Origin of the sequence: Myxococcus sp. AS-1-15, from assembly GCF_020037055.1 — a bacterium.
GTDB classification, from domain to species: Bacteria; Myxococcota; Myxococcia; order Myxococcales; family Myxococcaceae; genus Myxococcus; species Myxococcus fulvus.
Map to the genome: position 1 here is coordinate 163,180 of NZ_JAIQDF010000002.1, position 21,562 is coordinate 184,741.

Below are 21,562 nucleotides of genomic sequence, written 5' to 3' on the forward strand. Positions count from 1 at the left end.
CTTTCGGGAGGGGAACTACAGGGAGAGGCCCAGCGACGCGGAGAACGCGAGGCCCGGGCGGAACTCGACGAGGGCGATGTCGCCCTGCTGCAACTTGATGCGGGAGTTGAGGAGGTTGGACGCGGTCAGCTTCAGCTGCGTCGACTCGGTGAGCTTCTGCGTGACGGCCAGGTCCACGCGGTGGAAGGGCTGCTCGTAGACGTCCGGCAGGTTGTCCGTGCCCACCTCGGCGATGCGGCGGCCGTACACGTTGTAGAGCAGCGCCACTTCCGTGCCGCTCTGCTGCCGCTCGTACCCGAGGTTGACGTTGATGACGTAGGGCGACTGGCCCTGCAGCGGGCGCTTGGAATTGGTCTGCAGGCCCTGCACGTTGCCCAGGTCGATTTCGGACTGGATGAGCGTGAGGTTGGCGCCCACCTTCACCGGCTGCAGCGTGGGGGTGAGGCGCCCCAGCGACGCGCGCGCCTCCAGCTCCAGGCCGTAGGTGTTGGCGGCCGGCGTGTTCTCGAAGTTCATGTCGCCGGAGCCCACGGAGTTGATGACGCGCTCGATGGGGTTCTGGAAGCGCTTGTAGAAGGCGCTGGCGGCGAGGACCTCGTTCTCCCCGGCGAACCACTCGACGCGGGCGTCCACGTTGTGGATGCGCGTCTGCACCAGGTCCGGGTTGCCGGAGATGTTGCGGCGGCGCACGAAGTCGTAGAACGAGAAGGGCGCCAGCTCCCGGAAGGACGGCCGCGCCAGCGTGTAGCTGTAGCCGGCGCGCAGGTTCACCGTGGGGGTGAGCGCGTAGATGGCGTTGAGCGACGGCAGCCAGTCCAGGTAGTTGACGTCGTTGCGAGACGCCTCCACGTCGGTGAACTGGTTGAGCGCGACCAGCTCCTGACGCGAGCTCTCCAGGCGCACGCCGCCCACCAGGCGCAGGGACTCGGTGGGGGTGACGTCCGCGGTGACGTAGCCGGCGAAGATGCCCAGCGACGCGTCATACGCGTCCGAGTCCGGACGGGTGCTCTCCTGGATGCGCATGCCGTTGCCCAGGTAGTCGCTGCTGAAGAGCACCTCGGGCGGCAGGAAGCGGTCCACGTCCGAGTTGGGGCTGAGGCTGTAGCGGAAGCGGCGGGCGCGGAAGTCGCGGAAGGACAGCTGGGTGAGGCCGCCCACCTTCACGCGCACGTCGCTGAAGGGCACGGTGACGTTGAGGCTGCCGCCGAAGGACGTCTCGCCCAGGTCGGCGAAGAAGCGCTCGCCGCTGTTGGCCTGGTTGGGGAAGGACATGCCGCCGGAGGGGTTGCCCAGGTTGTCGCTGTAGAGCGAGTCGCGGGTGTCCGGCTCGTCGCGGTCCACGCGGGAGAAGTTGGCCTGCCAGTCCACCTCCGAGTCGCCGAACAGGCCGATGCGGTGGAAGCCGCGCAGCTGGTTGAAGGACAGCTGCCGGACGATGAACTGCAGGCGGCTGCCCTGGTAGAGGTCGCCCTTGAGCGAGTCCACGCCGTCGCTGGTGGTGGTGCGCGTCTCGGTGCCGCGGGTGTAGAGGCTGAAGAGGGTCAGCTCGTTGTCGCGGTTGAGCTGATAGCCCACGCTGGCCAGGCCGCTCAGGTTGGCGACCTCGGTGCCCAGCTGTGTCTGGGCGTCGTCGTAGCTGACGAAGTCGCCGCGCAGGTCATACGCGGCCTTGGTGTACTGGGTGCGCTGGGTGTTCTCGCGGTGGCCGTAGTTGATGGTGGCCAGGTAGCCCAGGCGCTTGTTCTCGAAGCGCAGCGTGTCGCCGAGCGACGCGCTCAGGCCCATGTTCGGCAGCGCGGTGGTGCGGCGCGCGTTCCACACGTTGTTGAAGCTGTTCCATTGGCTCGTCAGCTCCTCGCGCGACTCGCCGCCGTTGCCCAGGGCGTGGTCGGTGGGGATGGCTGCGGGCAGGCGGCGGGTGTCGCCGGGGAAGCCGAGGAACTCCATGGCGCCGCCGCCGCGCTGGGCGTTGCGACCCTGGAAGGTGGACTCGGTGTCGCCGCCGAAGGTGATGCGCGGCTTGAACTCGAACTGGCTGGGGTAGGTGTTGGTCTCGATGAGCAGGGTGCCGCCGCCGAAGGAGCCGGGCAGGTCGGCGGTGTAGCTCTTGACCACGTTGAGGTTGGCGAGCAGGGACGTGGGGAAGAGGTCCAGCGGGACGCTGGGCTCGTCGGGCTCGGGGCTGGGCAGGAGCGCGCCGTTGAGCAGGGTGGTGGTATAGCGGCCGCCCAGGCCGCGCAGGAGGACGTAGCGGCCATCGACGACGGTGGCGCTGACCACGCGCTTGACGGCGTCGGAGGCGCTGGAGTCGGGGGTGCGGGAGATCTCCTGGGCGCTGATGGCGTCGGAGACGGCGGCGGCCTTCTTGCGCTCCTGGAGCAGGGCGCCCTCGGCGCGGCGGTCCGCGCGGGCCTCGACGACGACCTCCTGCACGGCGCCCACGTCGGCGCTGAGCGCGACGTCCAGCTTGGTCGCCTTGCCCTGGGTGACGATGACGCCCGTGATTCGGCGGCCCTGGTACACGTCGTAGAAGACGCGCAGGTCGTACTTGCCGGGGGGGAGCGCGAGCCGGTAGTTGCCGTCCAGGTCCGTGAGCGCCTGCTTCTGCGCGCCCGTGACGACTTTCACGGTGGCCTCGATGAGGCCCTCCTGGTTCGTCTCGTCGACGACCTTGCCGTAGACGCCCGTGAAGCCCGCGGGGGGCTCGGAGGCCTCGGCCATCATCTCCTCGTCCTCGGCCGTCACGGCCTCGTCGGTCGCGATGCCCTCGGTCGGGACTTCCTCGGCGCCCGGCGTCTGCACGGTGGCGGGAGCCTGCGAGCCATCCGGCTGCACGGCGCCCGGGGGCTGCGCGCCATCGGGCTGCGTGGCCACGGTGGCGGGAGCCTGCGAGCCATCAGGCTGCACGGTGGCGGGAGCCTGCGTGGCGCCCGGCTGCGAGCCATTCGGCCTCACCGTGCCGGGAGCCTGCATGGCGCCCGGCTGCGAGCCATTCGGCTTCACCGTACCGGGAGCCTGCGTGGCGCCCGGCTGCGAGCCGTCCGGCTGTGCGGTGGCGCCCGGCTGCGAGCCATTCGGCTGCACGGCGGCGGGAGCCTGTGTGGCGCCCGGCTGCGCGGTGGCGGGAGCCTGCGTGGCGCCAGACCGCGGCGTGTTCGGCGCGGGTGAGGGCGGAGGTGTCTGTGATTGCTTCGTCCCGTCGGGCGCGGGCGCCATGCCGGGCGCCGAGGGGCGCAGTTCCTCCGACGGGGGCGCGTTGGGGTCCGTCACGGGCGGGACGACCTGCGTCTCCGTCCCGGACGGCGTGCTCTCCCCGCCGGGGCTGGAAGGGGTTTGACCGAGGGCCGCCACGGCGGGAGCGACGGGCTCCTGGCCGTTCATCCGCGAGAACGCGGGGCTGGTGATGAGGGTGAGCGCGGCCACGAGGGCGCGCGAAAAGCTTGCGGGAGACAACACGACTCTCCTTGCCAACGGTCGCGCCGTAAACAACGCGATACGGATGGCATTGGAATGGATGGCTTGTGACGATTCAGGCGGCGGATCGCAAACTCGAGGTCACGACCCGCCGCCGCGCGGAAGACTCAGTCCGCGAGCTTGTCAGGCAGCACGCCCACGGTGAGATTGCCTCCCCGGGCGAGGTCCAGCACTTCCATGGCGGCGCCGTAGGGCACGTCGTCGCCCGCGTCGAAGAACACGATTTTGTCCGGGCGCGCGTTGAGCATGCGCTGGAGCCGGGTGACCACCTGGTCCCTCGGCACCTCTTCCCGGTTGATGCGCAGCACGCCCGCGCGGTCCACCGTGAGCACCACCGGCGGCAGCGCGTCCGGAGGCGGAGGCGTGGTGTCCTCCTTGTCCGGCTTGGCCGGCACCGTCATCCACATCTGCTTGGTCATCAGCGGCGTGACGACCATGAAGATGATGAGGAGGACGAGCACCACGTCCACCAGCGGCGTCACGTTCATCGAGGGGCGAAGGCCGCCCTTGGCTCCACCGAGGTCGAATGCCATGGCGTGCTCCTACGGGCCCTTCTTCTCGACGACCTGGAGGTTGATGCCCGGAAAGCCCATCTCCTGCATGCTCTTGAAGAGCCCGCGCACCTCGGAGTAGCGCACGCCGCGGTCCGCCTTGAGCACCACGGGCGAGTCCGGCTTCTTCTCGCGCAGCGCCTTGAGCTCCACCATGAGCGCGTCCTTCTTGAGCTCCTTGCGGTCCAGGTAGAAGAACCCGTTGGTGGCCAGGCTCACCGTGGTGGGCTCCAGCTCCTTGTTCTCCTTGTCCGGGTTCGTGGCGGCGGGCAGCTCCACGGACGCGCCCGACTCGATCTGCGGCGTCACCACCATGAAGATGATGAGGAGGACGAGCACCACGTCGACCAGCGGCGTGACGTTCATCTCCGGGGTGAGGCTGCTACGCCGGGCGGACATCGAGCCCCTCCCGGCGCGCCACCGTCTCCGGGCCCGTGGCCACGGCGCCGTTGTTGGCGCCCGGGCGCTTGTCCGTGGACATGTCCTCCAGGTGGTCCATCAGCTCGCTGCGCGCCGCATCCAGCGACAGCTGGAGCGAGTCCGCGCGCGTCGACAGGAAGTTGAACATCAGCACCGCGGGGATGGCGACGAGCAGGCCCAGCGCCGTGACGACGAGCGCCTCGGCGATACCCGCGGACACCGCGCCCAGGCCGCCGGAGCCCTCCTTGGCGATGCCGGAGAAGGCCTCGATGATGCCGACCACCGTGCCGAGCAGCCCGACGAACGGCGCCACCGAGCCCACCGTGGCGAGCACGGACATCCCGCGCCGCACGTCCGCGCTGACGCGCTCGTTGATGCGCACCAGCTCGCGGCGGGTGAGCTCCACCGGGCCCAGCTTGCCCGCGGGCAGCTTGGACTTGGCGAGGAAGGTCTTCATGCCACCGCCGAGCAGCATCGCCAGGTGGCTGCCCTTGGTGCCCTCCGCCTCCTTCACCAGCGCCTCGTGCTGCTGCTGCAGGAGGAGCTGGCCGGCGCGGGCGGCGAAGACGCGCGACCTGCTGCGCGAGCGGAAGAACACGAACAGACGCTCGAAGAACACCGCCAGGGACGCGACGGCGAAGAGCATCAGCGTCCAGGCGATGCCCAGGGCGAACACGCCCATGTGGTTGTAGATGTCCCGAAGATTGAAGTTCATGACGAGGTGCTCCTGGGGGGCAGGTGCGGGGTGAGACAGACGACCTACGACTTGAGACGGAAAGGAACCTTGAAGATGCGGAAGACCGCCGTGGGGCGGCCCTCGACGACGGCGGGCTTGAAGCGCCACGTGCGCACCGCGGACATCGCCGCGCTGGCGAACGGCTCGTCACCGCGCATGACCTTGAGCTGGGTGACGCGGCCATCCACCTCGACGACGCCCTTGAGGATGACCATGCCCTCCTGACCGCGTGAGCGCGCGTCGGAGGGGTATTCGGGGATGAGGTTGGACTCGAGCGGCTCGGGCGGCGTGGCCGACTCGGGCAGGTTGATGGGGGCCGCGCGGCCGCCACCTCCCGCGAGTCCCGTGCCCGTGCCCGTGCCACCCACCACGCCGCCGGGCACCAGCGCGCCCGTGCCTCCGACGGCGATGGGCGCGGCGGCCACGGTCTCCGTGGCGGCCTCGGGCGGCTTCTCGAGCGGCACCGCCTGCGGCGCGACGATGGCGGCGGGCGCGACGAGCGGAGCGGCGGGAGGGGGCGCCTTGGCCACGGCGGGCGGCGCGGCCTTGGGCGGCAGCTTGGCCTTGGGCGGCGGCGCGGGAGGCGGGGGCGGAGGCGGCTTCACCTCGACGACGGGAGGCGGGGGCGGACGGAAGACGACGTCCGTGCCCTTCTTCTCCTGGATGACCTCACGGACCTTGTCGGCGGCGGAGACCACCACGACGCCGATGAGCACGAAGACGGCGACGGACGCCGAAGTGGAGAGCGCGAACCTTCGCGCCGAGGCGACATCGGAGGCGCTGTCGAACGTTTCGAACATGGCTGACGCGCATATAGCGACGCCATGTTTCAGGGGTGTCCGGACCCCGTGACACTTTCAGGCCAGGAAGATGACGGAAGCGTCACGACGCCCGCATGCCACGCAGGGTGCGCGGCAGACGGGCGAGAGTGTCACCGGGCGTCATGGCCGACAGCGAGCCCTGCTTGCGCACCTGCCACAGCGTGGCGATCAGCAACGCGGTGTAGATGAGGGCGAAGGGGCGCATCAGCATCACATGATGCGACCAGTCGAACCCCAGGCCCTTGTCGGAGAACACGGTGCCGATGAAGGCGATCACCGCGACCAGGGTGAGGTTGCCGCGCGCGCGCCCCTCGGTGGCCGCGCGCACCAGGGGCCACGCGAGCACGTAGTTGGCCCGCCACGCCAACGGTGACAGGAGCGTCACGCCCAGGCAGCACAGGGCCAACAGGTCCGCGGGACCGGGCCGGGCCCACGCCACGCCCACCAGGAACACGGTGAGGGCGACCAGCTGCGCCAGGGTGATGGTGGCGCCGGGGGGCGTCTCGAGCGAGCCCGGGTAGAACAGGGAGATGAACAGCGTGGGCAGGCCCTGCGCGTTGGTGCTGAGCACCCAGGGCGGCGTGGTGCGCGCGAGCGTCTCGCTCCACAGCTGGAACTGGGCGAGCGTGCCGTCCCAGCCATAGCGCGCCAGGGTGGGCAGGCAGAGGAGCGCGCCGAACACGGCGGTGGCGCCGATGACCTTCCAGTGCCGGCGCCACAGGAAGAACAGGCCGATGAGGGCCGCGGGGGGCTTGAGCAGGAAGGCCACGGCGAAGGCCGCGCCGGGGCGCCACACCTGTCCGCGCTCGGCGCCCAGGGCCGAGACGACGACGAGCAGGAGCATGACGACGTCGACCTGGCCGTAGAACAGCTCGAAGGTGAAGGCGGGGAGCAGGGCGATGGTGGCGAGCGGGGGGCCCCAGGACCAGGGGGGCGCTTCGCCTGCGCCATGGGGGGCGCGGCGGGTGAGCCGGGCCACGGCGATGAGCGCGAGGATGGAGCCCACGTTCCACAGCGCCACGGCCATGCGCGAGGGCAGCAGGGAGAAGGGGATGAAGAGGGGCGCGGTGATGGGCGCGTACTTGAACGGCATGGTGCCGTCGGAGACGCGGTAGAGGTCGGTGCCCTCGATGAAGCGCTCGGCCGCGGTGAGGTAGACGCGGAAGTCCACGCCCCGGCGGGGGTGCTGGCCCACGGCGACGGCGGCGACGAGGAGCACGGCGAGCACCAGCCACCACAGCCAGCGGGCCCACCGGGTGGTGGTGTAGGTCGTCTGGCTGGAGGGCTCGCTGAGCGCACTCGCGGACTGGGACGAGGTCGTCACGGGGCCAGGCTCCGGGTCGGGTGGACGGGCCCATTCACGCGAGGTGAGGGCCATGGGCGGGGAAGGCCGTGGTGTCGGCACGGCCCCAGGACATCGACGTTCATCGCGGGAATGAAGGGCGGGGGAGGTGTTCACCATTTCACGCCGGGGCCCTGCCCGGCAACGGCCTGTGCGTGGAGGAGGGGGCGGGCTCCACGGGCAGGGGGCCATCTCCGGAACGCGGTGTCCGGCGGTGTGGGCCTGGCGTGGAGGGAGGTGTTTCACTGACCTGGCGGCACATGAGCCTGGCCAGGGAGCGTGCGGGCGCTCGACGTCATGTCTCACGGGCGATGACGGCCCGCCCGCGCGGAGGGCGCGCGGGGGTGTTGTCTGGGATGGGTCGCCCGGACGCAAAGTCAGACATGCGTGCGGGCGACGACCGCCGTCGACACGCTACAGCCCGTACTCCTCGAGCAGCCGCAGCCACACCTCGCTCATGGTGGGGAACGATGGCACCGCGTGCCAGAGCGTGTCGAGCGACACCTCACCCGCGACGGCGATGGTGGCCGCGTGCAGCATCTCGCCCACCTCCGGGCCGGTGAAGGTCGCGCCCAGGACGACGCGCCGCTTCTCGTCCACCACCAGCTTCGCGGTGCCGCCCAGCTTCTCGCCGAGCAGCGACGTGCCCGACACCTTGCCCAAATCGTACTGCACCGTGCGCACGGGCAGCCCCTTCTCGCGGGCCTTCACCTCGGTGAGCCCCACGCTGGCCACCTGCGGGTGCGTGAAGATGACCTGCGGCGTGGCCTTCGTGTCGGCCCACGCGCTCGCCTTCTTTCCCGCGATGACGTCGCCCACCAGGCGCGCCTGGTACTTGCCCATGTGTGTCAGCAGATTTCGCCCGTTCACGTCTCCGCAGGCATGGAGCCACCCTCCCTCCACGCCCTTCGCGCGAAGCTGGTCGTCCACCTGCACCGTCTCGCCGGGCTTCAGCCCCACCGTCTCCAGCCCCAGCTCGTCCGTGCGGGGCACGCGGCCCATGCCCACCAGGAGCGCGTCCGCGCGGAGCTCCTCGCCCGTCGACAGCTTCACCGTCACCTCGCCCTGTCCCCCAGGCCGGCTCACGTTCGTGACGGTGGCCCCCTTCACCACCTTCACGCCGTCCTCGCGCAGCGCATGCTCCACCTGCTCGCCCACGAAGGGCTCGAAGCGGGACAGGAGCGCCTTGCCACGCTCCACCAGCGTCACCTCCGCGCCGAGCGAGCGCCATGCCTGCGCCAGCTCCACCGCGACCACGCCGCCGCCCAGCACCAACAGCCGCTGGGGCACCTGCTTCGCCGCCGTGCCCTCGCGGTTGTCCCAGGGCCGCGCCTCCTTCAGCCCCGGGATGTCCGGGATGCGAGGCCGGCTGCCGGTGGCCAGCACCACCGCGCGCTTCGCCTCCAGCTCGCGCACGCCGCCGTCCTTCGCCTCCACGCGCACCTTGCGCGGGCCCGCGAGCTTGCCGTGGCCACGCACCACCTTCAGCTTCGCGCCCTCCGCCCACTTCACCTGCGAGTCGTCCTTGTAGTAGCCGACCATCGCGTCGCGGTGCTCGAGCACCGCGCTGGCCACCAGCGGACCCTTGAGGGTCTCCCGCACGCCGGGCACCTGCTTCGCCAGCCACAGCGCGTCTGCCGGACGCAGCAGCGCCTTGCTTGGGATGCAGGCCCAGTACGAGCACTCACCGCCGAGCAGCTCGTGCTCCACCAGGGCCACCGACAACCCGGCCGCGGCGGCTCGCGCTCCCGCGTTCTCGCCCGTGGGCCCACCACCAATCACCACCACATCGAAGACTTCCGCCATGTGTTCGCCCTCGCGCTCCTGCTGCGTAGGCAGCAAGGTGCGGGTGGGCCAATCCCACCGGGGGCTCCTCGTCGGATGGTGGAAAGAAGCGATGGCCACCACCGGACATCCGCGCGGCGCCCTTGGGAGTCCCGCGCCGTGCGCTGTCCGCCAGGAGACGACGGCCCCGCCCCGCGAGGATGTCGAGCACCGCTGTCAGGACGGCGGCCACGTCCTCGTCCGCGTCCGCCGTGGAACGCGGGCAGGCGATGAGCGCCTCCTCGCGTGAGACGTGAACCCAGTCAGGTCCGTGGCGGATGCGTCCGTGCGCGGCGGGAGGTGTGCCATGGGGACTGCGCTCAACGGTGTCTCGGGTCGCTTCGCGTCGTGCGCCTCCCTCGGAGACTGAGCCCCGCTTCCTCGTTGGCCCTCGCGGCCAGGTGGGACGAAGCGGGCCGGTTCCCGGACGGGACGGCAGGGCGCGCAGCCATTGTCACCGTGCAATCCGGCGACGTGACACGGGTGTGCTCGGGAGCGTGAGCCCCGACACCTCGTCGCGCGTGGCCCGGCTGGGAATCCTTTCGTCCACTCATGTCTTCTTCCAGGAACCGTCGTTCCCGCGCGCCGCGTCGGCGTGAGGGTGCTTCATCGTCGTCCTCCGAAATCCTCTCCGCGCATCACCTGCGCGTGCAGTCCTCGCTGTCCCATGAGGTGGCGCACCTCTTCCGCTCGGAGCTGTCGGACCCTTGCTTCGAGGGACTCCAGCTCGCGTCGTTCGAGCTGACACCGGACGGTCGCCTCATCCACATCGGCTACACCCTCACGCCCGAATCCGAGGCCAGTCCTCGTGAAGTGCAGGACGCGCTGGCCAGGACCCACGGCTATCTGCGCTCGCTGCTCGCCGAGCACCTGAACCTCAAGCGCATCCCACGGCTGCGCTTCACGTTCATCGGTGTCACGGAGCAGGGAGGTGCGCGATGAGCCCGCGCGTCCTCCCCGCCGAGCCCGGGGGCGTGCCCATCCTCGTGTGGACGCGCCGTCTGCCACCGGGCGCGGAGGAGCAGCTGCGCCTCATCGCCTCCCAGCCCTATGTCGTCGAGCACGTGGCCGCGATGCCGGACCTCCACGTCGCGCGGCGCATCGCGGTGGGCTCCGTGTTCGCCACCGGGCATCACATCGTGCCCGGCGCGCTCGGAGGGGACCTGGGCTGCGGCGTGCGCGCGTACCGCTTCGCGTATCCCGCCGCGCTGCTCGGTCGAGACCTGCTGGAGTCGCTGCTCGCGCGTCTGTCCCGGGTCATCCCGGTGGGAGACGCCACGCACCGGGGCAGGGGGCTCGCGCTGCCCGTCGAGCTGGAGTCACCCCCGCTCTCCACCCAGCGACTGGGCCGCGAGTGGGCGCGACTGGCGCCTCGGCACCTGGGCACGCTCGGCGGAGGCAACCACTTCGTCGAGCTGGACCGGGACGCGGGCGGAGACCTGTGGCTGCTGCTGCACTCCGGCTCGCGGGGCGTGGGCGCCACCATCGCCGACCACCACCTCCGCGTCGCCACGGCGCTCGGGGAGGGCACGCTGCCGGGCCTGAGCCTGCACACCCCCGAGGGTGCCGCGTGCCTCGCGGACACCCAATGGGCCTGTCGCTTCGCCCGTGCCAATCGCGACGTGCTCGCCGCCCGCGCGCTGGAGGTGCTGTCCGACGTGCTCGGCATCACCCCCGACGCCGACGCCACCGTGGACGTCCACCACAACCATGTGGCCCCGGAGGAGCACTTCGGCCGCATGCTCTGGGTCCACCGCAAGGGCGCGGTGGGCCTGGAGGCCGGACAGCGAGGCCTCATCCCCGGCTCCATGGGCACCGCCTCCTATGTGGTGGAGGGCCTGGGCGAGCCTCGCTCGTTCCGCTCCTGCTCCCACGGCGCCGGACGTGTCCTCTCCCGGACGGAGGCGCGGGCCCGCATCCGTCCCGCCGCCCTGGAGCACGCCCTGCGCCGCGTGGTGCATGACGCCGGCAAGGCCGACTCCCTGGTGGAGGAGGCCCCCGCCGCCTACCGGGACCTCGCCGAGGTGCTCGAGGACGAGGCCGACCTCGTCATCCCCGTGCGCCGGCTGACGCCCATCGCCGTCCTCAAGGGCTGAAACACCCCGGAACGGGGCCCGGCGGCATGCCAGCGCCGGGCTCCGCCGATACACCCGGAGCGATGTATTCACTCCAGGTGGAATTCAGCGCCCGAGGACGGCTCTTTCCGGGGTTGATCCACCTCCGCGTCGAACCTGACGTCAGAGTGGGTTCCCGAGGCCGTCCAGATGCCGTAGAATCGGCCGCCAGAAGTACACGTGCGAACCTGCTGGGGCGTCGTCTAATGGCAGGACATCAGACTTTGACTCTGAGTATCAAGGTTCGAATCCTTGCGCCCCAGTCAATCCGCTCCGGGGGGACGCGGTAGCCAGCGCGTCCGTCCGCGTGCATGAAGGACGGTGGCCCGATGCCGCAGAAGACACTCCTGCTGGTCTCCGTGGGAAGCCAGACCGCTTCCCTGTTGAAAGACCTCCAGGACCCGTTGGCGACCCAGATGGGGACCGCCTCGGTGGTGTCGAAGACTGTCCTCACCACGCCCGCCTACGCCTTCAACAAGGACCGGTCGCAGTACCACTGCAACGCCATCATGAAGCGGCTCACGCCGATGATGGAGCCGGGGCAGCAGCTGGTGCTGGGGGTGACGGACGTGGACCTGTTCGTGCCGGACTCGCCGTTCGTCTTCGGTGAGGCGGACCGGGAGTCGCGCACGGCGGTGGTGAGCGTGTTCCGGCTGCGCCAGGGCGCGGACGGGGAGCACCTGCGACGGCGCATCCAGGTGGAGGCCATCCACCAGGCCGGTCACCTGCTCGGGCTGTCCTACTGTGAGGACCCCCGGTGCGTGATGTTCTTCGCGCAGACGCCGCAGGACTGCGACCGCAAGCAGCTGTCGCTCTGCAACCAGTGTCGCAACGAGCTCAACAAGCTCAACCGTTGAGGCCGCGGCGCCCTCGCCCGCCTGCCCGTGAATGCCGTCGGATGCGTTGACGTCCGACCCCGTGCGCCCTGTAGTGCGGGGCTGCGGGACCGGGCCGGCTGACGTGGAGCGACGACTGTGATGACGGGCATGCGGGTTTTCGTCGGGGGCGTGTTGGCGGTGGGGCTGTTGGGTGGGTGCGAGGCGCTCGACGACGCGGGCGGTGGTGGTGGCATCGGCGACGTCGACTTCCGCCGGGGCTTCGCCTTCGTGCGGGAGGACGACCGCAACGTCTACGTGGTGGATGACGCGGGGGACCCCAACAGTCCGCAGCGGCTGACGAGCGCGGGCGGGGCGTACTGGCCCTCCGTGTCGCGGGATGGCCGCAGCGTCGTCTTCGTGACGCGCGCCACCAACGGTGCCACCGCCCTGCAGACGGTGCCCACCACGGGCGGCACGGTGGCCACGCTGTTCGGCGCCAACGACCCGGCGTGCGCGCGCGGCTGCTCCAACTTCCGCACGCCCACCTTCAGCCCGGACGGCCGCAGCGTCGTCTTCGTCTTCTCCCCGGGCAACAGCTCGCTGACGTCGCTGGGCCGGGTGAACACCGACGGCAGCGGCTTCCAGGAACTCACCCCCAACACCACCATCGCCTACGGGGCGCCGTCGTTCGTGCCCAACGGCAGCGCGCTGGTGGCGCCCGCGGGCAGCGGCCTGCAGCAGCTCAACCAGGTGGCGTACGTGCCGCTGACGGGCGGCTCCATCATCTACACCTCGTCCCTGGGGGACGTCGTCGCGGTGGCCAACCGCGTCGTGGTGTCGCCGGACGGCACGCAGGTGGCGCTGGATGGACGCGGGGGCTCGGGCAGCGTGCGCACCTACGTGACGTCGCTGTCGAACGGGCGGCTGGGCGCGCTGCGGCGCGTGACGAGCTACGGCGGCGCGAGCGCCCAGGAGACGTGGCCCATGTGGACGGGCGTAAGCCAGGTGGGCTTCCTCTTCGCCGACTCGGCGGGCAGCGACCCGGGCATCTACCGCGCCACGGTGGCCGCGGCGCCGTCCAACTCCGTCACGCTCGCGGTGCCCAGCGCCGCCGAGCCCTCGTACGGCCCCCTGTAGTCCCCAGGGCGGGTGGCATCCGCGCCCCCAAAGGCGCGATGCTCGTGAGCATGGAGGCTTCCAGATGTCCCTCTTCGACGCCGTGCTCGCCAACGACAGCAGGTCCCTGAGCGCCCAGCTCGCCGCGGGCGCCGACCCCAACCCCTTCGATGACGAGGGGCTCACGCCGCTGATGGTCGCGGCGCGCGAGGGCCACTCGGAGCTGGTGGCGCTGCTGCTGGAGGCGGGCGGGGACCCCATCCTCACCAACGCCCTGGGCGAGACGGCCCTCGTGCTGGCCGCCACCTACGGCAACACGGACAGCGTCCGGCTGCTGTGGGACTCCGGCTCCCAGGCGGACCAGGACATGGCCCGCGCGCACCTGGCCACCGGACGGACGGGCACCACGGCGCCCACCCAACCCGAGGGGTTTCGTCACAAGCTCGCGTCGGCCAGCGCGTACGTGGCCGGCAAGCTGGGCGATGACGGCCCCACCGCGCGGCTGGAGCGGGCGCTGCGTTCGCAAAAGCAACGCAAGCCCTGAGCGCGCGTCGGCGCGGCGACAGTCGCGCCGTTCACCAGAGGCCACGCGCGCCCGGACGCTGTCACCGACCCCGCCCGCGGGACATACGGTGGTCTGGAAGTGTGAAGCGAGACCCCGCGCGTCGGGTCCTCTATGGAGCGGCCACATGGAGACCCCTGAACCGAAGCTCGTCCAGGGCGGGACGGTCCACGGACTGTTCCAGATTGCGCTGAAGGACCGCCTCTCCGCCGCCGGCTGGGAGGCGCTGCGCGAGGCGGGCCTGGACCTGTCCAAGCCCCTGCTGCCCACCTATCCGCTGTCGCAGTGGCTGTGCTGGCAGCGCATCGTGCTCGCGGATGTGTGGCCGGACCTCCCGGAGGACGAGGCGTGGCGCCAGCTGGGCCACACCGTGATGCAGGGGCTGTTGGGCACGGTGTTGGGACGGATGCTCGGCGTGGGGGTGCGCGCGCTGGGGCCCCAGTTCGTGCTGTTCCAGCTCAACCGAGGCTTTCGCGGCGCGGACAACTACGTGACGTCCCAGGTGAAGGCGAGCGCACCGGGGCGCGTGGAGCTGTGGCTCAGCGACATCAACGAGCGGCCCACCTACTACGCGGGCGTGCTGGAGTCGGTGCTCACGCTCTCCGGCGCGCGAAGTCCCCGCGTCGCCATCCTCCACCGCGAGGGCCCCTCCTGCACGTACCTGCTGGAGTGGGAGCCCTGAGCCGTCCGTGGGGCGCTTGAAACGACGAAGGCCCGGGGCTCCTTGAAGGAAGCCTCCGGGCCCTCGCTCGAAGCGCTGGCCGAGCTACTCCGGCTTGGCGCTCAGCGTGGCGCCAGGGGTGACACCGCCGGCCGGGCCACCGCGCGTCTCCATGGCGTCGGCGACCAGCTCGGTGATGTCCTTGACCTTGATGTTCTCCTCGCGGCCGGTGTCGTTGACCGCGTCGCCGAGCATGGTGGAGCAGAAGGGACACGCGACGGCGACGATGCCCGTGCCGCCCTTCTCCTTGTAGTCACCCACCTGGCCGGGCTTCTTCTTGTCCGCGGCGTCCGGGAACGGCGTCGTGGGGTCCTCCGCGTGCTTGAGCGTCAGCGCCGCCTCGTTCAACCGGTTGTGGTTGATGCGCGTGCCGATGTGCTCCTCCATCCACATGCGGCCGCCACCGGCGCCGCAGCAGAATCCCTCGCGCTTGCTGCGCTGCATCTCCACCACTTCCAGGCCGGGGATGGCCTTGAGCACTTCGCGGGGCGCGTCGTACACGCCGTTGTGCCGGCCCAGGTAGCAGGGGTCGTGGTAGGTGAGCTTCGTGTTCATCACCGCGGAGAGCTTGATGCGCTTCTCACGCAACAGCTCGTTGATGAGCTCCGTGTGATTGATGACGCGGTACTCGCCGCCGAACTCCGGGTACTCGTTCTTGATGGTGTTGAAGCAGTGCGGGCACTGGGTGATGACCGCCTTGACGCCCATCGAGTTCCACGACTCGACGTTCGTCTTCGCCATCGTCTGGTACAGGTACTCGTTGCCCATGCGGCGCGCGGAGTCGCCGTTGCACATCTCCTGCTTGGACAGCGTGGCGAAGCTCACGCCCGCCTCCCGCATGATTTTGACCAGCGAGCGGCTGACCTTCTTCTGCTTGTCGTCGTAGCTGCCCGCGCAGCCCACGAAGAACAGGTACTCGTACGGGCCGCCGTCGTCACCCCACGTGGGCAGCGCCAAATCCTCGGCCCACTCGTCGCGCCGGTCCTGGCCCAGGCCCCAGGGGTTGCCCTGGCGCTCGATGCCCTCGAACACGCGCTGGATTTCGGGCGGGAAGTCCGCCTTCACCTGCACCTGGTAGCGGCGCATGTCGATGAGGCGCGGCACGTTCTCGATGAAGACCGGACACGCCTGCTCGCACCAGCCGCAGCTGGTACAGGCCCACACCGTCTCCGACTTGAGCGCGCTGCCGACGATCTCCGGCAGCGCCTCCTTCACGTGGTTGGGGCCGTAGCCCTCCTCCACCCACTGCTCGTGGTCCCAGAGCCAGTGCTTCAGGTCCTGGTTGACGGCCTTGTGCGTGAGCGGCTTGCCCGTGATGTACGTGGGGCAGTGCGTCTGGCAGCGGCCGCACTCGGTGCAGGAGTACAGGTCCAGGCCCTGCTTCCACGTCAGGTCCGTCACCGTCGCCGCGCCGAACTCCTCCTTCTCGAGGTCGGGCGTGGACAGCTTCCCGGTGGAGTGCGTGCGCTGGAAGAAGACGTTGGGCAGGCCGGTGATGATGTGGAAGTGCTTGCCGATGGGCAGGAAGTTCAGGAACGCCAGGACGATGACCAGGTGGATCCAGAACCCCGCCACGCCCAGCACGTGCGCCGCGGTGGCGCCCAGCGGCATCATCAAGAGGCCCGTCAGGCTGGTGAACGGCTCCCACCACACCAGCGCGGACGGAGAGGCGGGCACCTGGGTGGCGCCCACCGGCACCTGCGCCGCGGCGTTCGCGGCCACCATGTGGCTGCCGCCGAACAGGAACTCGGACACCATCAGCCCGGAGATGAAGCCCAGGATGAGGTACGCCTCCCAGGACTGGGACATGCGGTCCGGCTTCACCTTCCAGCGCGTCCACACGTAGTAGCCGCAGCCCACCAGCGCGAGCGCCGCCACCACGTCCTTCACCAGCAGGTAGACGCGGTAGAGCATCCCCAGCCCGGCGTTCTCCAGCCAGAACGGGTGGCTCAAGTCGGTGAACAGCTCCAGCGCGCCCGTGGAGAAGCCCATCGCGAACATCATCAGGGTGCGCACCTGCAGCACCAGGAACGCCGCGAAGATGAGCACGTGCATCAACCCGGGCGTGAACTCCTCCGGGTCCACCATGCGCCGCTGCCCGAGTCCGAAGAACACGAGCCGCTTGATGCGCAACGGGATGTTGTCGAGCCGCCCCTCCTTCTTCATCGCGAGCAGCACGCCCACGCGACCGGACATGGTCATCACGAAGATGGGGATGGCAATGGCGAGCAAAAGGCCGGTGATGATGGGGCTCATTGGGACTCGGGGGACCTCTCAGGGGATGTTGCGGTAGGCCCGTTGCCGCGATGCGGCAAAACTTGAGTGCCCGTCAACCCTAACAGGGGTGATTCTCGAATCAAGCATCGAGCGGGCGCCGTGTCCGGGACTGAAGCACGGCGCGGTGCCCTGGGCGAGCAAGCTGGCTCGCTACACCGATTTACCAACACCCGCACTCAGCGCTCACCCGCTTGAAAACGGCCGAGTGTTGACAGGTGTGTGCTTCCATCCGGCCAGGGTCGGCCCTACCTTGTACGATGGCTCCCTAGACTGTCCGCCACCGGATTTTGCCCCAACCCGCTGGATTTGTTGGGTTCGTGGCTGGAGGGCAGGCAGGGGAGCAGCGGAGCGAGGCAGGGCCCGAAACTTTGACGTCCCAAGGGCTTTACAACGCGAAGCGACATGGTCACCATGGCTAGTAAATCGGTCAACGAGTCGTAGCCGGGTACCGCATGGGGCGGGCCCACGAGGACCGAAAAGAGGGCGTCCGTGGGGAGGCGAGCCGGAAGGCCGTTCACCCTCGTCGAGCGGAGCGCCCGTGGAGGAGCCGGACATGGTTCACGATGACACCACGTACATGGACGATGAGGGGCTGCCGTATGTGGACCTCGCGGAAGATGGCGAGTGCGAGAGCGTGACGCCCGTGGATGGCTCCGCAGGTGGCCGCAGGTGGGGCTACGCCGAGGAGTCGTGGGGTGGCTGGAACGCGGCGGAGTGACACGCGGCCCCCGCGGCTCGTGGACGCGCGGGGGCATTGCTGAGACGTCGGTCGGCTCGCGCGGTGGCCCCTTGCTGGTGGCTCCCGGGCCGGTGGGATTTCCCGGACAAGACTCGAATCGCGACGGCGTGTGTCGTGCTCCGCGTGGGGTGCGGACGGCCCCTCTTGCGTCCGGGGTGTGACTGCCGACATCCTCGACGGGCTGGCCTCACCCCCGCGAGGCGCCCCCTGAAGGTCCATGAGACTTCCGGCCTTGGCGGGCGCCGTCTGCCTGGGACGGTTCGCGGGCGGGACGGGTCGTGGGCTCGCACGGGAGCGCGGATGAAGCAGACGGCCTTGGCAGTGGAGCGGGACGCGGAGCACGGCCGGGAAGTGCTGCTGCTCGTCACGCTGGAGGCGGACGTCGACGCGCCTCGCGCCCCCGTGGCGGTGAACCTGGTGTTGGATCGCAGCGCCTCCATGCGCGGCATCCCCCTGCTCGCGGCGGTGCAGGCGGCGCAGGCGCTGGTGGAGCGCGCCAGCCCCCGTGACTACCTGGGCCTGCTCACCTTCGACGCGGAGCCGGAGCAGGTGCTGCCCGTGCGCGCGATGGACGCGCCCGCGAAGGCGGCGCTGCTCAAGGCGCTCTCCCGCCTGGAGTCCGGCGAGGGCACCGCGCTGCACGAGGCCGTGGAGCGGGGCGCGGACGCCGTGCGCCGCGTGCTCGTCCCCGGCGCGCGGCCCCAGGTGCTGATGCTCACCGACGGCGAGCCGTCCGTCGGCGTGTCGAACCTCGCCGAGTTCAAGACGCTGGGCGCCCGCGTCGTCGAGTCCGGCGTCGTCCTCCACGCGCTGGGCCTGGGGCGCCACTACCTGCCCGACATCCTGGAGGCGCTCACCAGTCCGTCCGGCACGGGCTTCGTGCACGTGGACGACCCGGAGGGCCTGCCCGACGCGGTGGGCTCGTTGTCCGCGGAGCTGTTCGGCGAGGTGGGCTCGGACGCGCGCGTGTACGTGCTGCCCTCGGGCTTCCTGGAGCTGCGCTGCCGGCACCGCTATCCCGCGCGGGTGGAGGGGGACGCGATGAGCGCGTCCTTGGGCGCGGTGTCCCAGTCCTTCCCGCGCCGCGTGCTCTTCGCGGGACGTCCGGTGTCCACCGAGTGGAGCCTGGGTGTGACGACGTCCTTCGTGGAGGGCAGCGACACGCGCCGGGGGCCCGTGTCCGTCACGCGCGTGGACACCGACAGCGACCCGGGCCGCTTCGTGCGCGCGGTGTCCGCGGAGCTGGAGCTGGTCGCCGCCGAGGCCGCCGCCTGGAAGTCGCTGGGACGCAAGCAGCAGTCCGCCGCGGAGCAGGCGCTGGAGTCCGCGGACCTGGCCCTCTACAAGCTCGCGCGGCTGGGCGCCCCCGAGGTGCCCCCGCAGCGCCACCTGGAGCGGCTGGCGGACCTGCGCCGCATCGTCGAGCGTCGCGCGGCCCAGCCCCAGGCGCTGGTGATGCGCCGCGCGCACTCGGAGGCGTCCCGCATCACCCTGAGCCGCATCGGCCCGGCGCTGCCCCTGCCCGCCCTGGCGCCCTGGAAGTCGGAGGATTGAGGCTCGGCCGCCTGCCCCTCCCGGGTGGGCCGCCCCCGTGTTGGCGCTGGAATGTGTGCCTCGTTACCTCCCTGGACCACAGCCGGGCGCGGGGAATGTCCGCCCGCCTGGGAGGTTCTGGCACGGACGTGGTCCCCGCGCCGATGCTGGCGGGCCCGTCTCGGCTGGGTTAACGGGAGGCGCATGAAGCACTCGGTGTCCAAGAGGTTCGCCCTGGTGGGCGGTATCGGTCTGTGGCTGACGGCGGCGGTGGCGCACGCGGCGCTGCCTCCGTCCGCGGTGGCCACGGGCGCGCCCGACGAGGGCGACCCGCGCATCGAGGCGGCGCTGCTGGTGGACTCCACCCAGGTGAAGCCGGGCGACACCTTCCGCGTGGGCGTGCGCTTCCGGCTGGACCCGGGCTGGCATGTCTACTGGAAGAACCCGGGCGACTCCGGTCTGGAGACGGACATCGCGTGGGACACGCCCGGCTCCACCGTGGGCGCGCTCCAGTGGCCGTTCCCGAGCACCTTCCGCACCCCGGACGGCTTCATCACCACGCACGGCTACGAGGGTGAGGTGCTCCTGTTCGCGCAGGCGCGCGCCTCCGAGCAGGCCTCGGGCTCGCTCAACCTGTCGGCCGCGGTGAACGCGCTGGTGTGCGAGGTGCACTGCATCCCCGCGGACCTGATGCTCACGCGCTCCATCCCGGTGGGGCCCGCGACGGTGGCGGACACCGAGGCCGCGCCCACGTTCGACGCGGCGAAGGCGCAGGTCCCCCGCCCGACGAAGGACACGGGGCACAGCGCGGTGCTCGCGCTGGACGCGAAGGAGCTCACCGCGGGCAAGGAGTTCACCGGCACCGTCACGCTGACGGGCGGCGCTGGCGTGCCCGCGACGGAGAAGGACTTCTTCGTCCCCGAGCGCAACCCCGGCGTGGACAAGGTCACCCTCACGCAGACGGCCCCGGGCCGCTATGCGTTGAAGGGCAAGGCGGAGCCGGACGCGCCCGAGGTCGAGCCGCGCCTCAAGGGCGTGCTGCGGCTGGGGACGAAGGCCACGGGCTATCAGGCGCTCGAGGTGGACCTGGCCCTGGCGCCCTTCGTGGCGGCGGCGCCGGGCCTGGCGCCGACGGCGGTGGCGAAGGCGCCCTCCATCAAGGACTCGCTCGCGGCGGTGAAGCCGGTGACGAGCGCCGCGCCGGCCGCGCCCCAGGAGGCGTCCATGGGGCTGGGCATGGCGCTGTTGTTCGCGTTCCTCGGCGGCGCGCTGCTCAACCTGATGCCGTGTGTGTTCCCGGTGCTGGCGCTCAAGGCCTACGGCTTCACGCGCATGGTGCGCCAGGAGCAGGGCCGGGTGGGCGCGCACGCGGCGGCGTACGCGGGCGGAATCATCGCCAGCATGCTGGTGCTCGCGGGCGCGGTGCTGGCGGTGCGCGCGGGCGGCGCGGGCGTGGGCTGGGGCTTCCAGTTCCAGGAGCCGCTCTTCGTCGCGGCGGTGAGCGCGGTGCTGGTGGCGTTCGCGCTCAACCTCTTCGGAGTCTTCAACGTGGGCCTGGACGGCACGGCGCTCGCGGGCAAGGTGGACCAGAGCCACGGGCTGATGCACAGCGCGGGCGAGGGTGTGCTCGCGGTGGTGCTGGCCACGCCCTGCTCGGCGCCGCTGCTGGGCACGGCGGTGGGCTTCGCCTTCGCGGCGGGGCCGCTGACGGTGCTCGCGGTGTTCACCGCGCTGGGCCTGGGGCTCGCGCTGCCGTTCTGCCTGCTGGTGCTGGTGCCGGGGCTCGCGCAGAAGCTGCCGAAGCCGGGCGCGTGGATGGAGCGCTTCAAGCAGGTGCTGGGCTTCGCGCTGCTGGGCACCACGGTGTGGCTGGTGTGGGTGATGGGCGGGCTGGCTGGTGTGGACGGCATGGCGCGGCTGCTCGCGTTCCTCGTGGCGGTGGGCCTGGGCACGTGGGTGTATGGCCAGTCGCAGCTGCAGGAGGGCGGCAAGCGCTGGGCGTCGCTGGGCATCGCGGCGGTGGTGCTGGTGGGCTCGGGCGTGGCGGCGCTGCGCTTCGACGAGGCGGCGGCTCCGGCGGCGAAGGCGTCCTCCACCGTGGCGATGGCGCAGCCGTGGAGCGATGAGGCGGTGGCCTCCGCGCTGGCGGCGGGGCAGCCGGTGTTCATCGACTTCACCGCGGACTGGTGTCTCACCTGCAAGTTCAACGAGCGCACGGTGCTGTCGCGCGAGGAGGTCCGCGCCGCGTTCACCGAGCACCAGGTGGCCTTCTTCGTGGCGGACTGGACGCGGCGCGACGCGCGAATCACGGCGCGGCTGGCGGACCATGGGCGCGCCGGTGTCCCCATGTACTTGGTGCTGAGCCCGAGCGCGCCGGACAAGCCGGAGGTGCTGCCGGAGCTGCTCACGGTGGACTCGGTGGTGGACTCGGTGAAGCGCGCGTCGGCGTGCTCGCCGCGTCCGGACGGCTCGAAGGTGTTGTGCGCCGCGCAGCTCCCGCGGCCTTGAGGCATC

General features: G+C 70.8%; 17 protein-coding genes and 1 tRNA gene. 10 read left to right on the plus strand and 8 right to left on the minus strand.

Annotated elements, in window-relative coordinates; all coding sequences use genetic code 11:
• Nucleotides 1-15: 15 nt before the first annotated feature.
• From K8625_RS06260 to K8625_RS06290, 7 genes are all read right to left on the minus strand, one after another.
• Complete coding sequence (locus K8625_RS06260; RefSeq protein WP_370641894.1) at nt 16-3,216, minus strand: TonB-dependent receptor domain-containing protein; 3,201 nt, start codon at nt 3,214-3,216, stop codon at nt 16-18.
• A 365-nt stretch (nt 3,217-3,581) separates the two neighbouring features.
• Nucleotides 3,582-4,007: a biopolymer transporter ExbD gene (locus tag K8625_RS06265; RefSeq protein WP_141324143.1), complete on the minus strand. Its 426-nt coding sequence runs from the start codon at nt 4,005-4,007 to the stop codon at nt 3,582-3,584.
• 9 nt (nt 4,008-4,016) lie between these two features.
• Nucleotides 4,017-4,424 (minus strand): biopolymer transporter ExbD, encoded by a 408-nt coding sequence (locus K8625_RS06270; protein WP_046710473.1) that lies wholly within the window; start codon nt 4,422-4,424, stop codon nt 4,017-4,019.
• Nucleotides 4,408-5,160 (minus strand): MotA/TolQ/ExbB proton channel family protein, encoded by a 753-nt coding sequence (locus tag K8625_RS06275; RefSeq protein WP_223782151.1) that lies wholly within the window; start codon nt 5,158-5,160, stop codon nt 4,408-4,410. The genes K8625_RS06270 and K8625_RS06275 overlap by 17 nt, the downstream gene beginning before the upstream one ends.
• 44 nt (nt 5,161-5,204) lie before the next feature.
• Nucleotides 5,205-5,981, minus strand: a complete 777-nt coding sequence (locus K8625_RS44125; RefSeq protein WP_305070718.1) for an energy transducer TonB — start codon at nt 5,979-5,981, stop codon at nt 5,205-5,207.
• Nucleotides 5,982-6,063: 82 nt separating this feature from the next.
• A complete protein-coding gene (locus K8625_RS06285; protein ID WP_223751851.1) occupies nt 6,064-7,326 on the minus strand; it encodes a glycosyltransferase family 87 protein in 1,263 nt (420 codons plus the stop codon).
• Nucleotides 7,327-7,758: 432 nt separating this feature from the next.
• Entirely contained in the window at nt 7,759-9,150 is a 1,392-nt protein-coding gene (locus K8625_RS06290) for an NAD(P)/FAD-dependent oxidoreductase (RefSeq protein ID WP_223782152.1), read from the minus strand.
• A 570-nt stretch (nt 9,151-9,720) separates the two neighbouring features.
• On the opposite strand from K8625_RS06290, the gene K8625_RS06295 reads away from it, so the two are divergent.
• The 7 genes from K8625_RS06295 to K8625_RS06325 all read left to right on the plus strand — a co-directional run bounded on the left by K8625_RS06295 (nt 9,721) and on the right by K8625_RS06325 (nt 14,460).
• Nucleotides 9,721-10,110 carry a ribosome-binding factor A gene (locus tag K8625_RS06295; protein ID WP_223751849.1) on the plus strand — a complete coding sequence of 130 codons (390 nt, stop codon included), beginning with the start codon at nt 9,721-9,723 and terminating at the stop codon, nt 10,108-10,110.
• Nucleotides 10,107-11,264 carry an RtcB family protein gene (locus tag K8625_RS06300; protein ID WP_223782153.1) on the plus strand — a complete coding sequence of 386 codons (1,158 nt, stop codon included), beginning with the start codon at nt 10,107-10,109 and terminating at the stop codon, nt 11,262-11,264. The genes K8625_RS06295 and K8625_RS06300 overlap by 4 nt, the downstream gene beginning before the upstream one ends.
• Before the next feature lie 210 nt (nt 11,265-11,474).
• Nucleotides 11,475-11,545 (plus strand) — tRNA-Gln (locus K8625_RS06305).
• Nucleotides 11,546-11,611: 66 nt separating this feature from the next.
• Nucleotides 11,612-12,139 carry a non-proteolytic archaemetzincin-like protein gene (locus tag K8625_RS06310; RefSeq protein WP_141331083.1) on the plus strand — a complete coding sequence of 176 codons (528 nt, stop codon included), beginning with the start codon at nt 11,612-11,614 and terminating at the stop codon, nt 12,137-12,139.
• Nucleotides 12,140-12,259: 120 nt separating this feature from the next.
• A complete protein-coding gene (locus K8625_RS06315; RefSeq protein WP_223751847.1) occupies nt 12,260-13,237 on the plus strand; it encodes a hypothetical protein in 978 nt (325 codons plus the stop codon).
• A gap of 64 nt (nt 13,238-13,301) precedes the next feature.
• Nucleotides 13,302-13,760, plus strand: coding sequence for an ankyrin repeat domain-containing protein (locus tag K8625_RS06320; protein WP_223782154.1), 459 nt, complete (start codon nt 13,302-13,304; stop codon nt 13,758-13,760).
• 145 nt (nt 13,761-13,905) lie between these two features.
• A complete protein-coding gene (locus tag K8625_RS06325; RefSeq protein WP_223782155.1) occupies nt 13,906-14,460 on the plus strand; it encodes a DUF2378 family protein in 555 nt (184 codons plus the stop codon).
• An 84-nt stretch (nt 14,461-14,544) separates the two neighbouring features.
• On the opposite strand, the gene K8625_RS06330 is transcribed toward K8625_RS06325, so the two are convergent.
• The gene (locus tag K8625_RS06330) at nt 14,545-16,755 is read right to left on the minus strand and encodes a (Fe-S)-binding protein (protein WP_223782156.1); all 2,211 of its coding nucleotides are present in this window, start codon (nt 16,753-16,755) and stop codon (nt 14,545-14,547) included.
• Nucleotides 16,756-17,329: 574 nt separating this feature from the next.
• Between K8625_RS06330 and K8625_RS06335 the strand changes: the two genes are divergently transcribed.
• From K8625_RS06335 to K8625_RS06345, 3 genes are all read left to right on the plus strand, one after another.
• Nucleotides 17,330-17,494, plus strand: coding sequence for a hypothetical protein (locus K8625_RS06335; protein ID WP_170300443.1), 165 nt, complete (start codon nt 17,330-17,332; stop codon nt 17,492-17,494).
• 321 nt (nt 17,495-17,815) lie between these two features.
• Nucleotides 17,816-19,069 carry a VWA domain-containing protein gene (locus tag K8625_RS06340; RefSeq protein WP_223782157.1) on the plus strand — a complete coding sequence of 418 codons (1,254 nt, stop codon included), beginning with the start codon at nt 17,816-17,818 and terminating at the stop codon, nt 19,067-19,069.
• A 183-nt stretch (nt 19,070-19,252) separates the two neighbouring features.
• A complete protein-coding gene (locus K8625_RS06345; protein ID WP_223782158.1) occupies nt 19,253-21,556 on the plus strand; it encodes a protein-disulfide reductase DsbD in 2,304 nt (767 codons plus the stop codon).
• Nucleotides 21,557-21,562 lie beyond the last annotated feature (6 nt).